Annotated in this window: 10 protein-coding genes and 1 tRNA gene; 7 read left to right on the forward strand and 4 right to left on the reverse strand. The window is 63.8% G+C overall.

All coding sequences use genetic code 11. The annotated features are described in order from the left end of the window. Positions 1-12: 12 nt before the first annotated feature. Positions 13-816 (forward strand): mycolate reductase, encoded by an 804-nt coding sequence (gene cmrA / locus CH262_RS16730; protein WP_032382720.1) that lies wholly within the window; start codon positions 13-15, stop codon positions 814-816. A 48-nt stretch (positions 817-864) separates the two neighbouring features. Here cmrA and CH262_RS16735 read toward each other — a convergent pair whose 3' ends face one another. After that, entirely contained in the window at positions 865-2,592 is a 1,728-nt protein-coding gene (locus CH262_RS16735; RefSeq protein ID WP_094717966.1) for a helicase HerA-like domain-containing protein, read from the reverse strand. A 94-nt stretch (positions 2,593-2,686) separates the two neighbouring features. Here CH262_RS16735 and orn point away from each other — a divergent pair, with 94 nt between their 5' ends. The 3 genes from orn to CH262_RS16750 all read left to right on the forward strand — a co-directional run bounded on the left by orn (position 2,687) and on the right by CH262_RS16750 (position 4,523). Then, entirely contained in the window at positions 2,687-3,298 is a 612-nt protein-coding gene (orn, locus tag CH262_RS16740; RefSeq protein ID WP_027497616.1) for an oligoribonuclease, read from the forward strand. A gap of 78 nt (positions 3,299-3,376) precedes the next feature. Further along, positions 3,377-3,452, forward strand: a tRNA-His gene (locus CH262_RS16745). 318 nt (positions 3,453-3,770) lie between these two features. Further along, positions 3,771-4,523: a M23 family metallopeptidase gene (locus CH262_RS16750; protein ID WP_027497617.1), complete on the forward strand. Its 753-nt coding sequence runs from the start codon at positions 3,771-3,773 to the stop codon at positions 4,521-4,523. A 19-nt stretch (positions 4,524-4,542) separates the two neighbouring features. On the opposite strand, the gene CH262_RS16755 is transcribed toward CH262_RS16750, so the two are convergent. Beyond that, positions 4,543-5,736: a L,D-transpeptidase gene (locus CH262_RS16755; RefSeq protein ID WP_032370364.1), complete on the reverse strand. Its 1,194-nt coding sequence runs from the start codon at positions 5,734-5,736 to the stop codon at positions 4,543-4,545. A 223-nt stretch (positions 5,737-5,959) separates the two neighbouring features. Between CH262_RS16755 and CH262_RS16760 the strand changes: the two genes are divergently transcribed. After that, positions 5,960-10,150 (forward strand): bifunctional nitrate reductase/sulfite reductase flavoprotein subunit alpha, encoded by a 4,191-nt coding sequence (locus CH262_RS16760; protein ID WP_094717967.1) that lies wholly within the window; start codon positions 5,960-5,962, stop codon positions 10,148-10,150. Here the strand turns inward: CH262_RS16760 and CH262_RS16765 are convergent. Together CH262_RS16765 and CH262_RS16770 are read right to left on the reverse strand one after the other, a co-directional pair. Further along, entirely contained in the window at positions 10,144-11,076 is a 933-nt protein-coding gene (locus CH262_RS16765) for an alpha/beta hydrolase (protein ID WP_032389275.1), read from the reverse strand. The genes CH262_RS16760 and CH262_RS16765 overlap by 7 nt on opposite strands. A 44-nt stretch (positions 11,077-11,120) precedes the next feature. Next, the gene (locus CH262_RS16770; protein ID WP_094717968.1) at positions 11,121-12,230 is read right to left on the reverse strand and encodes an endo-1,4-beta-xylanase; all 1,110 of its coding nucleotides are present in this window, start codon (positions 12,228-12,230) and stop codon (positions 11,121-11,123) included. A 149-nt stretch (positions 12,231-12,379) separates the two neighbouring features. Here CH262_RS16770 and CH262_RS16775 point away from each other — a divergent pair, with 149 nt between their 5' ends. Together CH262_RS16775 and CH262_RS16780 are read left to right on the forward strand one after the other, a co-directional pair. Further along, positions 12,380-13,087, forward strand: coding sequence for a GAF domain-containing protein (locus CH262_RS16775; RefSeq protein WP_048318572.1), 708 nt, complete (start codon positions 12,380-12,382; stop codon positions 13,085-13,087). Between the two features lie 154 nt (positions 13,088-13,241). Next, entirely contained in the window at positions 13,242-14,720 is a 1,479-nt protein-coding gene (locus tag CH262_RS16780) for a sugar transferase (RefSeq protein ID WP_236254153.1), read from the forward strand. Positions 14,721-14,722 lie beyond the last annotated feature (2 nt).

Raw genomic sequence — 14,722 nt, forward strand, 5'->3', positions numbered from 1 at the left:
GCCTGTCTCACCGTGAGCCTGCCCAAGCCCAGCCCCGATGCCCGCGCCGTCGTCACCGGAGCCTCCTCCGGTATCGGTGAAGCCCTGGCCACCGAACTCGCCACCCGTGGTCACTCGTTGATCGTCGTGGCCCGACGTGGTGAACTGCTCGAGGCGCTGGCCGCGAAGCTCACCGCCGAGCACGGCGTCACCGTCGAGGTGCGGGCGTCGGATCTGTCCAACCGCGAGCAGCGCCAGGAGCTGGTCACCGAGCTCTCCGAGCGTGAGATCTCGATCCTGTGCAACAACGCAGGCATCGCGACGTTCGGACCGGTGGCCGGGCTCGATCCCGCGTACGAGCGTGATCAGGTGGAGCTCAATGCCGTTGCCGTACACGACCTCACGTTGGCGGTCATGCCCGGCATGATCGGTCGCGGAGCAGGCGGCATCCTCATCACCGGTTCTGCGGCGGGCAACATGGCCATCCCCAACAACGCGACCTACGCCGCGACGAAGGCCTTCGTCAACACGTTCTCGGAGTCACTGCGCGGTGAGCTCGCGGGCACCGGCGTCAACGTCACCCTGCTCGCTCCAGGCCCGGTCCGCACCGAGACACCCGACCCGGCCGATGCGTCGATCGTCGACAAGATGGTTCCCGACTTCCTGTGGATCGACAGCGCCTACACCGCGAAGCTGTCACTGGACGGCCTGGCGAAGAACAAGATGCGCGTCGTTCCCGGCCTGCTGAGCAAGGGCATGTCGGTCGCCGGGCAGTACAGCCCGCGCAGCATTTCGGCACCGATCATCGGCAGCTTCTACAAAAAGCTGGGCAACTAGTACCCGAATCCTGGTCGTTCCGCGGGCTCCACTCCCGACTGAGCAAGCTCAGCGCCGCCGACGCCGTCGTCCGGTTCCGAAGATGCTGCGCGAGATTTCCCGCCCGGCGGCCGAGGCAGCCGATCGAAGGAAGCTCTTGACCGCTGGGTTGCCCATGATGCGCTCCGCGGCCGACGGCCCGTCCGGCTCGCTCGGCGGCAGATCCGGAAGATCGGCGGGCAGAGGCGGAATGTCGAACTTCTCGACCGGAGCGGGCGCATCCGCCACCCGTGCGTTCATCCGCTCGTAGGCGGACTCGCGATCGATCGTCTCGCGGTACTTGGCGGACAGGGTGCTCGACGACGCGGCGGCCGCGATGGCGTCATTGCCAATGGTGTCCATCAGGGAGCGGGGCGGGCGAATCTTCGTCCACGCCACCGGTGTCGGCGCGCCTTTCTCCGAGAGCACCGTCACGATCGCCTCGCCGGTCCCCAACGACGTCAGTGCCTTCTCGAGGTCGTACGCGTCGGTCTTGGGGTAGGTGCGCACCGTCTTGTTCAGTGCTTTCTGGTCATCGGGAGTGAAGGCGCGCAAGGCATGCTGGATTCGCGCACCCAGTTGGGAGAGAACGTCGTTGGGGACGTCGGTGGGCAGCTGTGTGCAGAAGAAGACGCCGACGCCCTTCGAGCGAATGAGCTTGACGGTCTGTTCCACCTGCTGCAGAAAGGCTTTCGACGCGTCGGCGAAGAGCAGATGCGCCTCGTCGAAGATGAACACGAGCTTGGGCTTGTCGACGTCACCGACCTCGGGCAACGTCTGGAACAAATCGGCCAGTACCCACATCAGGAAGGTGGAGAACATCACCGGACGTGACGCCTGAGCGCCGAGCTCGAACAGGGTGATGACGCCTCGTCCGTCGGGTCCGACGCGGAGCAGGTCCTCGGTCTCGAGTTCCGGTTCGCCGAAGAAGGTGTCGCCGCCGTCGGCCTCGAGATTGGCCAAGGCGCGCAGGATGACTCCGGCGGTCGCCGACGACACACCGCCGATGCCTTTCAGGTCGGCTTTGCCTTCGTCACTCGTCAGATGCATTATCACCGACCGCAGGTCCTTGAGATCGAGCAAGGCAAGTCCCTGGGAATCGGCCCAGTGGAAGATCAGCCCCAGGGTCGACTCTTGAGTGTTGTTCAGCCCCAACACTTTGCTGAGCAAAATCGGTCCGAACGCGGTGATCGAGGCCCGCACCGGCACCCCGATTCCCTCGGTGCCGAGCGAGAGAAATTCCACCGGGTGTCCGGCTGGAGCCCAGTCCGTCAGGCCGGTGTCCGCAGCGCGACTGCGGATCTTGTCGTTGTCTTCGCCCGGCGCGGACAAGCCCGAGAGATCTCCTTTGACGTCGGCCATGACGACGGGAACCCCTGCGGCAGAAAGCTGTTCGGCTATCCCCTGAAGCGTCTTGGTCTTGCCGGTTCCGGTGGCCCCGGCTACGAGACCGTGCCTGTTCAACGTCGCCAACGGAATACGAATGCGGGCAGCGGGGTCGGTGACACCGTCCAGAACGACGGTTCCCAGTTCCAATGCCGCACCTGCCGATGTGTATCCGGCGGCGATCTCGCTTGCTTTACCGTGCACCGCCGTTGCCGACCCTTGCTCTGCGGCACGCGCCTCGGCCTCGGCGGCGTCGGCCGCAGCCAGAGCTTCGGCAGCCACCCGTGCGGCTTCCACGGCCGCCGCTTTGGCCGCCTTCGCCTTCTCGGCAGGGCTGAGCGTGGGTGCCGGCTGCGTCGGGTCGCCTGTCATGTCCGCATCCTTTCGTGAACGTGCGCTGAAGTGAACGGGGTCGATCGCCACCGCAAACCCTAGTGGCTGTGGTGCGCGCACTACTGTGGAGCGAGTGCAGGACAAACTCGTGTGGATCGACTGTGAAATGACCGGCTTGGACCTGAGCAAGGACAAGCTGATCGAAATCGCGGCGTTGGTGACCGACAGTGAGCTCAACATCCTCGGGGAGGGTGTCGACATCGTCATCCACGCCGACGACGATGCGTTGGCGAACATGCCGGCCGTCGTCACCGACATGCATGCCAAGTCGGGCTTGACCGACGAGGTGCGCGCGTCGACGGTGAGCCTGGAGGAAGCCGAGCAGCGCGTGCTGGCGTACATCAAGGAGCACGTCCCGGTGGCCGGAACGGTTCCACTCGCGGGAAACTCGATCGGGACCGATCGTGGATTCATCTCTCGCGACATGACCGCGCTCGACACCTACCTCCACTACCGAATGATCGACGTCAGCTCGATCAAGGAACTTTCTCGACGGTGGTACCCACGGATCTACTACGGGCAGCCGGCCAAGGGCCTTGCGCACCGCGCCCTCGCGGACATCAAGGAGTCGATCAAAGAGTTGCAGTACTACCGCCGGACGGCCTTCGTGGCTCCGCCGGGGCCCTCTACCAGCGACATCGCAGCAGTTGTTGCCGAACTCGACACGCAATCGGGGGCGGATTAGCAACCTCGGATTCAACCCGCTAGTATTGTCGACGCTGCTGATGCAGAGCCCGAAAAGGTTCTGCGGACGCGTGCAATGGTGGGCGTAGTTCAGCTGGTAGAGCACCAGGTTGTGATCCTGGATGTCGCGGGTTCGAGTCCCGTCGCTCACCCCACACGAATAAGGCCGGTCTCCTCGCGAGACCGGCCTTTTTCGTGTATTCACTCCACCCTTCGCCAGGGTGTTCGAGCGGACGGTGCGTACCCACCCTGACCTCGAATTACGTTGTTGTAATTCACTTTTCGAGTTTCTTATGGGGTTTCTGTGACGTACGGTTACCAATGGCACTTTTGGGGAAGAAAAGTACCAATGTGATTCATGTGTTTTCTGCTACGTGAGTTCAGCGCGCCCCGAAGCGTCACCGAACATGTTCTTACGTCCTGTGGGCGCCCATCCGACGGGTGCCCGGTGGACGCAGACGAGGAGGCTTTTCGTGGGTCGCAGAATGCACAGAGTCATAGCGGGTTCGATCTTGTCGGCAGCACTGTGCATCGGCACAACCGGCTTGCTCAGCCCAGCGGTGGCCACCGCTCAACCCACGATCGAACTACCTCAGATCCCGATCCCCCAGCCCGATGCGCAGCAGCGGGCCGCAATACTCGCCGCGGTGCTCGACGCCACCGGTGTGCTCATCAACCAGGTCGCGGCGATCGTTCTCGACGGCGACGTGCTGTCGGTGCCGGATACCGCAACTCCCGCGGATGTACCCGAGATCGAACTTCCGAGTGCGCCGCCCACGGTGGGGCTCGGCGGTGCCGTGCTCCCGATCGACGCAGGCAAATATCGCATCACTTCGGGTTACGGCGGACGCAACAACCCGACCGGCAACGGCGCGCAGTACCACCAGGGTGTGGACCTGGCTGCCGACAGCGGAACCCCGATCCATGCGGTGACCGGCGGAACCGTCGTTCAGGCCGGAGACGCGGGCGACGGCTACGGCAAGCTCGTTCGGGTCAAGAGCGGAAACACCGAGACCTACTACGGCCATCAGTCCAGCCTCGCTGTGTCCGTCGGTGACGAGGTGGCACCGGGAGATGTCCTCGGGGCGGTCGGCAGCACCGGCAATTCGACGGGACCGCATCTGCACTTCGAGGTCCGCAACAACGGCTCGAGCATCGAACCGGTCGCGTACCTGAAGACACTCGGGATAGATCCTTCGCTCTACCAAACCCGCGATCGAAGCTAATCGACCCGATCGATACCGATCAGACCGTGGTGGCGTTGCCCGCTTTCCACTCGTCCCAGGGAATGTTCCAGTCGCCTAGACCATCGGTGCCCGACAACGTTCCACCGACGGTGTTCTTGACCACGACGATGTCACCGCGCTTGGTGTTGTCGTAGACCCACTTGGCGTTGGTCGGACTGAGGTTCAGACACCCGTGCGAGGCGTTGGAGTAGCCCTGCTGCCCCACCGACCACGGTGCGGAATGGAAGAAGATGCCGCTGTACGACATACGCGTCGCCCAGTCGACCGGAGTGCGGTACCCGGTGGACGAGTTGACCGGCACACCGTAGGTCGACGAATCCATGACGAGATGCTCGAATCGATCACCGATGATGTAGACGCCGTTGTCCGTCGGGGTGGAGTCCTTGCCCATCGACGTCGGCATCGTGATGACGTCCTGGCCGTTGACGTTGAACGTCACCTGCTTGGTGTTGTCGTCCGCAGTGGCAATGACCGCGTCGCCGATCGTGAACGACGTCGTCGCATTCTCCTGGCCGTAGATGTCGTCACCGAGATCACGCCCGTACACGTTGACGGCCACGTCGACCTTGGTGCCCGGTGCCCAGTAGTTCTGCGGTCGCCAGCGAACCTCTTTGTTGTTCACCCAGTAGAACGCACCTTCCACGGCCGGCGTCGTGGTGACCGTGATCGCATTCTGGGCAGCAAGCTTGTCGGTGATCGCCTCGTCGAACTGGACCGCGACAGGCTGCCCGATACCCACCACGTCGCCCGGGTTCGGCAGAACGTAGGGCTTGGTGAAATTGCCCGGCTGGCTGGTGGTGAAGCTCGACACCGTGCTCGACGATCCTCCGAGTCCGTACGCATCGGCCTGCACTCGATACTCGCGGTTGTAGCCGAGGGGTTCGGTGTTGGTCCACGACAGCCCGTCCGGAGCAATGGCTCCCGATACCGGCTCGCCGTCGGGGTTGAGCATGGTGACCGAGGACAACTTGCCGTCCGCAACCGAGACGGTCACCGGGTCCGCCGGTGAGAATCCGACTGCTCCGTCGAGCACGCTCGCGGTCAGCTTCGGTTTCATCAGTTCGGTCATCGGGTTGGAATCGATCGGAACGGAGGGTTCGGAGATGTCCGTCTGCGAGCTGCACCCGGACAGCACTGCCACCGAAGCGACAACTCCCACCGCGGCGAGAACGAATCCTCGAGACACCCTCATGAACACACCACTTCCCACTTCGAGCCCGACCCGGACGATTCTGCCAGCGCAGAATCCACACATTCCACTCGACAGCCCGTTCGACGAATAACGTTCGAGTACCAATCGCACTGCAGAAAGTTGGTGTTACCTCCCTGCCACACAGGGCGGTGCCGCGAACGCACATCACCGCCTCGTTCGACGCCCGGTGAGGACAACGTCATATCCGGCTAACCGATGTGTAATGGCCGTGCACACTGCACCGGGCACTGTGGAAGCCATGGTCACCACGGTGAAGACACTCTGCGCATACTGCGGCGTGGGATGCGGCATGGTGCTCGAGGTCGGTGGGCCGTCGGCGGCGAAGTCCCAGTCGAGCTCCCAGTCGACGCTGCCGATCGGGCCCACGGTCACCAAGTCGGTCGGCGACAAGACCCACCCGGCGAACTTCGGCCGACTGTGCACCAAGGGAAGCACCACCGCAGACATGCTTGCCGCGCCGGGCCGCCTCGACAAGGCTCGAATTCGCCACCGGCGCGGTGACCGGCCGGAGAGTACGGACACCTCGGTGGCCATCACCTATACTGCCCGCAGGCTCCGCACGATCCTCGACGAACACGGACCCGATTCCGTTGCGCTGTACGTATCGGGGCAGATGTCGATCGAGGCTCAGTACCTGTCGAACAAACTGGCCAAAGGGTTCATCGGTACCAATCAGATCGAATCCAACTCACGATTGTGCATGGCCAGCGCGGGGACCGGCTACAAGCAGTCACTCGGAGCCGACGGTCCGCCGGGGTCGTACGAAGACTTCGACAACGCCGACGTGTTCCTCGTCATCGGCTCCAACATGGCCGACTGCCACCCCATCCTGTTTCTGCGAATGATGGACCGGGTCAAGGCCGGTGCGAAACTGATCGTGGTCGATCCGCGGCGCACCGCCACCGCCGACAAGGCGCACCTGCACCTCATGCTCGAACCGGGATCCGATCTGGCGCTGCTCAACGGCCTGCTGGCTCTGATCGTCGACAGCGGAAACACAGACCCTGACTTCATCGCCCAGTTCACCGACGGCTGGGACGCGATGCCGGAGTTTCTTCGCGACTACACCCCCGAGAAGGTCTGCGCTGCAACCGGTCTCGCCGAGGAAGATCTGCGTGCAGCAGCGGAGATGATCGGGACTGCCGAGAACTGGATGAGCTGTTGGACGATGGGACTCAATCAGTCCACCCACGGCACCTGGAACACCAACGCACTGTGCAATCTCCACCTGGCAACGGGTGCTATCTGCCGGACCGGAAGCGGCCCCTTCTCGTTGACCGGTCAGCCGAACGCGATGGGTGGCCGGGAAATGGGATACATGGGTCCCGGACTGCCGGGCCAACGGGCGGTCACCAACGACACCGACCGCGCGTTCGTCGAGCAGGCCTGGAAAATCCCGCCCGGAACACTGCGCACCGACGTCGGTGGTGGAACCATCGAGATGTTCTCGAAGTTGGCTGCGGGCGACATCAAAGCTTGCTGGATCATCTGCACCAATCCTGTTGCGTCCGTGGCCAATCGAACAACCGTGATCGACGGTCTCGAACGTGCCGAACTGGTGATCACCCAAGACGCCTTCGCCGACACCGAGACCAACCGATACGCCGATGTGATGCTGCCCGCTGCGCTGTGGACCGAGGCCCATGGTGTCATGGTCAACTCCGAGCGGAACCTCACGCTGTTCCAGCCGGCTGTCGATGCACCCGGCGGAGCACTCCCCGACTGGAAGATCATCGCCGACATGGCCTGCGCTCTCGGCTATTCCAAGTCGTTCACGTACTCCAGTGCCGAAGAGATCTTCGAGGAGATCAAGCAGTTCTCGAACCCCGCCACCGGTTACGACATTCGCGGCGTCACCTACGACGGGCTCCGCGAGGGTTCGATTCAGTGGCCGTGCCCGCCCGAGTCGACTACCACCAGACACCCCATCCGGTACCTCAACGACGGAGTGAGCCAAACCCTGCGGGTGTCGGAGGACGGCTCGATTCCTGCCCTGTCGTTCCCCACCGCGAGCGGTCGAGCGCAGTTTCTCGCCCGACCCGCCATGGCACCGGCCGAAATGCCGGACGACGACTATCCGTTCCTGCTCAACACGGGGCGACTCCCCCATCAGTGGCACACCATGACCAAGACCGGCAAAGTCGCGAAGCTGAACAAACTGAACCCCGGCCCGTTCGTGGAAATACACCCGACCGATGCCGGCCGGCTCGATCTGTCCGACGGCGATACCGTCGAACTGTCGTCGCGTCGAGGCCGTGCGGTACTGCCCGCCGTGGTCACCGATCGAGTCTTACCCGGCGGCTGCTTCGCACCGTTCCACTGGAGCGACGAGTTCGGTGAATCCCTGGCGATCAACGCGGTGACCAACGACGCCGTCGATCCCTACTCGCAGCAACCCGAGTTCAAGGCCTGCGCGGTGTCGCTGACGAAAGTATCTGCTGCTCAATCGGATTCGCCCAACACGTCCGAGGTCGTACACGATCCGGTCGACGCTCTCGCCGTGTTGGTCGGCCGCCCGAGCCGACCCGCAGAACCGTTCACCGTCATCGAACAAAGTTACATGGCAGGCCTGCTGGAGGGACTTCGGACCGACGCCGCCCGTTCTGCGCCGGGAACCCCCACGCTGCCCGAAAAGACCCCGCTGACTCCCGAGACGCACGCGTGGCTCGACGGTGTTCTCGCAGGCCTGTTCTCGCGCACTCCCTCGCCGGGCACCGAAGCAACCGCCGGGGACACCTCGTCGGCAGCGGGCAGACCACTGCTCCTGCTGTGGGCCTCGCAGACGGGAACTGCCGAGGAGTTCGCCCAGTCCAGTGTTTCTCATCTGCGAGCTGCTGGGTCTGCCGTCACCGAACACTCCATGGACTCGTTCACCGCAGACCGACTACCGGCCGAGGCCGACGTGTTGATCGTCAGCAGTACCACCGGGGACGGCGAAGCACCCGACAACGGCGCAACCTTCTGGGAGAGCCTGACAACCGATTCGGTACCCGCACTGGACGGAATCCGTTACGCCGTGCTGGCGTTCGGCGACTCGAGCTACGCAGACTTCTGCGGGCACGGCCGCAAGATCGACGAACGCCTCGAGCAACTCGGCGCGCGGCGACTACTCGGCAGGGTCGACCTCGAGCCCGACTACGAGAACGAGGCCGCCGAGTGGCTCGACTCGGTGAGCGCGCTGCTGGCAGGTGACTCGCCAACGTCCGATCCCGCCACCGCGCCGGCCGAGCCTGGGGCACCCGCATGTCGGCCTGCGGCCGCTGACGTAGGACCGCGGTACAGCAAGAAGTCGCCCTTGGTGACCACCCTCGTTCGGAATCGAGTGCTCACCGCACGCGGATCGCTCAAAGACGTCCGTCAACTCGGGTTCCACCTTCCTGCGGGCACCCTCGAATACGAGGTGGGTGACGCACTTGGGGTCTGGCCGCGCAACAGCGACCAGTACGTGCAGGAGTGGCTCGGTGCCACCGGACTCGACGGTGACGCCGTCGTCGACCTGGCCGAGCACGGTGAAATGCCGCTCCGTACGGCGTTGGGTCGGCACCTCGAGATCGCCCGTGCCACACCGGATCTGTTGAAGTTCGTGCACCGGCGTACCGCGGACGACGACCTCGAGGCCATGTTGCATCCGGACAACAGACACACGCTCGCCGACTGGATGTGGGGACGGCAATCGATCGATGTACTTGCCGCACATCCGGTTCGCGCGTCGGTGGACGATTGGCTCGGCGTTCTCAAGCCGTTGCAGCCGCGTCTGTATTCCATCTCGTCGAGCCCGAAAGAGAATCCCGAGGAGGTGCAGGTGACCGTCTCGGCTGTGCGATACAACGTGCACGGTGTCGCTCGACGCGGGGTGTGCTCGACGTATCTGGCCGACCATGCCGCCAACCATGACATCGGGATATTCGTACAGAAATCGACCCATTTCAAACCGCCCGAGGATCCCGCCACGCCGATGATCATGGTCGGTCCCGGCACCGGCATTGCACCGTTCCGGGCGTTCCTGCACGAGCGGCGCGCGCTCGGGCACACCGGCCCGAACTGGCTCTTCTTCGGCGAACAACACGCGGACACCGACTTCTACTACCGCGACGAACTCACCGCGATGCTGAGCGACGGGTCGCTCGACCGTCTCGACGTCGCCTTTTCCCGGGATCAGAAGGACAAGGTCTACGTGCAGGATCGCATGCGCGAACACGGCAGCGAGCTGTGGAACTGGATTCACCGAGGTGCCCACTTCTATGTCTGTGGCGACGCGTCGAGAATGGCCAAAGACGTGGATGCGGCCCTGAAAGGCGTGGTCGCACAGCACGGGAAGCTGGCCCCGAGCAGCGCCGAGGCGTACGTCAAGGCTCTCGCTGCGGAGAAGCGGTACGTGCGCGACGTCTACTGATCCGCAGCCACCAGCGGCGGGACAGTGCGCAGGAGGAAGGCGATTTGGTCTGCGACCACCTGCTCGAAGTCAGCACCGAGATAGATGTCGAAATGGCCTGCGTCGTAGGTTTCGATCTCGCCGAGCGGGGCTGTCCGGGCGTATCGCAGGGTGGCCTTCGCCGGTGCCACAGAATCCGTGTTGCAGACGACGAAGAGTATCGGGCAGCGGACGTCCTTCGCTCGACGTCCGGGCCGATGGCGCACGATCTGCAGCGCGAAGCGGGCGGCAACCCGATTGTGGAACGACTCGTCGGAGTCCGGAGCGAGCGCGAGGTACCCGTCGTAACTGTCGGGTGACGTCATCAATGCGGTAGTCCCCGGTCGTCCGGCGGTCGCCACCATCACCGGCGGCCGCCCGATCACCGATCCCAGCAGATCGCGCACGGCCCGCACGGACAGTTTGACCGAGGTCCATGTGTTCGAAGCGAGCCCGGAGGCGATGCCGTCGGTGAACGGACACTGCGCGACCACCGCGGCGACACGCTGATCCCGTGCTGCCGCGACGATGACGTGGCCACCGCCGAACGACGAGCCCCACAACACGATTCGCGAACCGTCCACGTCCTGCCGACCCCGGGCGCACGCGATCGCTGCCGCCCAGTCCTGCAACTGGGACTCGATATCGAGCAATTGTCGCGGTCGCCCGCCACTGTCTCCGAAGTACCGATAGTCGAACACCAGGCACGCGTAGCCCTCGGCGCGAAATCGTTCTGCGTAGGCGTCGAGTCGCATTCCCCGGGTTCCGCCGAGACCGTGCGCCATGACGATCACCGGGGCCGGCTCGGTGCTGTCGGGCAGGTACAGCCACGCCGCACAGTCGACGCCGTTCGAGTCGAACGTGATGTCCTTACGATCAGGGACCGCGCCCCCCGGCTGCGAATTCATGGGCGAACCATAGCCCACGAACACCGGCAGCGGAATCGTTGGATCTACGGTACCGAATGCTCCGCGGCGTAGGCATCGACGCGACCGTAGGCGATCTTGGGGGTCCAGTCTCTGCGAACCAAGCCGAAGTTCTGTTCGGTGTCGGCGGTGTCGGACCCGGCGTCTCGGAGACTGTAGACGTAAGCCGGTCCGAGCCAATCGTTGCCGAGGACGGCGTCGAGGACGATCCCGATGCTGTCCGATTGCACCTGCTCGCTGACGCTGTTGGGGTTGGTCCCGGTCGGTGCGCCGAATTCGGTGATCCAGATCTGTTTGCCACTGTCACCGCCGGCAACCATGGTGTCTCGCATCGACCACATCTTCATGGCGGTGTTCCATGACGCTGTGCTGGGGTCGTTGGGTAGGAACGGCCACGTGTAGGGATGCACGTTGAAGGCGTCGAAGTACTTGTTGGATCCTTGCGCGTACATCTTCGACAGGAACGACGTACCCGCGATGTTGCCGTTGGTGTCCTCGGACGGTGCCATCCCCCCGACGAGCACGGTCGAACCGGGCTGTACCTGTTTGATCGCCGTGTAGGCCGCTCGAAGCAGCGCCGAGTACGCCGTGACGTCGGGAACAGGCTTGAAGAACGTCACGATGTTCGGCTCGTTCCATACTTCCCAGATCTTGATGCGGTTCTGGTACCGCTGAACCACCGTCTTGGCGAAAGCCGCGTAAGTGGACGGGTTTGCAGGACGGGAGTGAGAATCGTTGACCGCGGCAGCTACTCGCGCCCATCTGGGGGTGTAGGCGATGATGCCGTGCGGGCACATCCCGTGGGCCACGACGGCATCGATCACTCGGTCCGTTCGGCTCCAATCGAAAGCGCCCCGTGTCGATTCGATTGCGGACCAATCGATATCGAGACGAACCGCGAAGGCTCCTGCGGCTTTGGCAAGCGTCAGTTCGCGATCCAGATCTGCCGGGGAGAGGCTACCTATCGACGCGCCCGGCGAGACTCCGATCCGGATGGCGTCGGACTGTCCGCCACAGTTCACCGGACCGGCCTGAGCCCGCACGACGGGAGCTGCACCCACTGCCGGCGTGGCAGCGAACGGCAACACCAGAGCCGCAAGAACGGCCATCACCCGCAGAGGAGCATTTGCTTTCATCTGCGGGATGATAGCAACACCGGTAGGCGATCTTCGCCGAAACGGATTGTCATACGCTTTGTGGCAATTATGGCAACGATTCGGATTGACGCAGAATTCGACCCCGCAGTCATCGGTAGGACGACATTGCCTGTACTACCATATGCCCAATGACAACAGGATTTCCCGGTTTCGACGAGCGTCTCAACGAGTTACTCGCCCGGCAGGCGGAGAAATCCGGCCTCGGGACCGAAGAATTCATTCGGCGGGCCGTGGTCGATCGACTCGTTCGTGAACTGTCCGACGATCAGGATTCCGAGGTCGGTGCTTTGCTCCGGGCTCTACAGGCCGGCGCGGAGAAGGGCGTCGGCCCCGCCGAGGTGACCCGGGCGTTCGGTACCCCGATCGACGACCCCGACAGGCTGGCCGCAGTGGCTCGAACGGGTTTGATGGACACCGGTTCCGACGCCGGCTACGACCGGATCGTCGCGATGGTCGCCGATGCCTTGAGCGCCCCGTCGGCCGCATTCTCTCTGCTCGACGACCGACGTCAGTACTTCAAGAGTGCACTCGGACTTCCGTCGGAACTCGGTGGCGCGCAAGAGGTTCCTCTCGACGGGTCCATCTGCCGCTACGCGATCGACCTCGGCCAACCACTGGTGGTGGAGGATGCGCGGCTCAACGACGTCCTCAAGGACCATCCGTCGGTCCAGGGCAATCTGCTCGTGTCCTATCTCGGAGTTCCGCTCGTCGACGACGACGGCCATTCCGTGGGCACCCTCTGTGTGTGGGATCGACAGCCGCGGCAGTGGACGACCGGTCACATCCAGATTCTTCAGGATTTGGCCTGGATTATTCGCGAGCGAGTTTTCGAATAAAGGTCGATTTCCCCGACGGGCATTAGCATTTTCGACCTACAACCGACTTCGAGTTTTTTTCATGAAGTCGACCGGGTGTCCTCTTTCCTGGCGGTATACATTAATTGGGATATTCAGGACCGACCTCATTCGAAACTAACCACCGGAAGAAGCCGTGCCCGAAACACTGGAATCACCGCACACTCGCCCGCGGGCTGCCGAGCCCGACGTCGTCGTAGCCCGTCGCGCACTCGCGGACCGACTACGGGCCGATCCGTTGAACACCGCGATCAACGTCGCGGTCGACGTGCTCGGTGCCGCGGTCGCGGTGGCCGGAGCGCTGCTGTGGTACTCGGGCAGTCTCGTCGAGACCGGCTGGCTGCCATGGCTCTTCCTGCCGCTGCTCATCGGAATCATGGCCGGCAAGTCGATGTACAGGCGCAGCCTTCGTCGTAACTTCCTCGACGAGATCGGTCCGGCCGAAACGGCTGTTGCGTTCGCTGTGCTCGCGTTGACGGTGGTGATGTTCCTGTCCGACACCGACTACCGGCCCAGCGCGGTCGTGTTGCGACTGTGGCTACTCAGCGCATTCACGATCGCGATCGCCCGTCTCATTCGCATCGTCGTCCAGCGCATGCTGCGCACCAAGTTCGGCTCCGCTGCCCCCACCATCGTGCTCGGCAACGATCCGATTGCGCACCAACTCGTCTCTCGCACAAGACAATTCCCCGAGTACGGTCTCGCTCCGGTGGGCTACGTCGGCGAAGCCCCGATCGCCGACGTCTCGCCGGGGGGCGAGCTCCCCGATCTGCCGCACCTCGGGCTCCCGAGTGATTTCGAGGCAATTGCGCGCAGGACCGGTGCGGAAGAGCTGATAGTTGCGTTCGCTCCGACAGAAGACCGAGTATTGGTCGGCGCGATCAGGACTGCGCACCGACTCGGAATGCGGGTGTGGGTGGTGCCCAGGCTGTACGACGCCGTCGGCGTCAACACTCGTGTCGAACACATCGGCGGCTTGCCGCTGATGGTGCTGCCGCACGTCAATCCCAAGGGGTGGCAGTTCGCCCTGAAGGGTGTACTGGATCGAGTCCTGACGGCATTCGGACTCCTGCTGCTCTCCCCCGTCTTCCTGACGCTGATGCTGCTCGTGCGCCTGAGCTCCCCCGGCCCGATCTTCTTCGCGCAGGAGCGAATCGGCCGGGATGGGTTGCCGTTCGACTGCCTGAAGTTTCGGTCCATGCGGCCCCCGCGGGCATCCGACGCGGCGTTCGAGCGGAAGGCCGGGGACGCGCCCGGCGGCGTCGAGGGTGTCGACCGGAGAACCCGTATCGGAAAGATCATGCGACAGACCTCGTTGGACGAGCTGCCCCAGCTGCTCAACGTCCTTCGTGGCGACATGAGCTTGGTCGGCCCCAGGCCGGAGCGGCCCGAATACGTGGACCTGTTCGAGATGCAGATCCGTCGGTACGGCGAACGGCACCGGGTCAAGGCCGGCGTGACGGGATGGGCGCAGGTGCACGGTCTTCGCGGCCAGACCTCCATTGCCGACCGCGCGGAGTGGGACAACTACTACATCGAGAACTGGTCCATCTGGCTCGATGTCAAGATCCTGTTCCTCACCGTGCTGGCCGTTCTGAAACGCGCCGAGGACTGATC

The sequence above is a fragment of the Rhodococcus sp. 05-2255-1e genome (assembly GCF_002259025.1).
Lineage (GTDB): Bacteria > Actinomycetota > Actinomycetes > Mycobacteriales > Mycobacteriaceae > Rhodococcoides > Rhodococcoides fascians.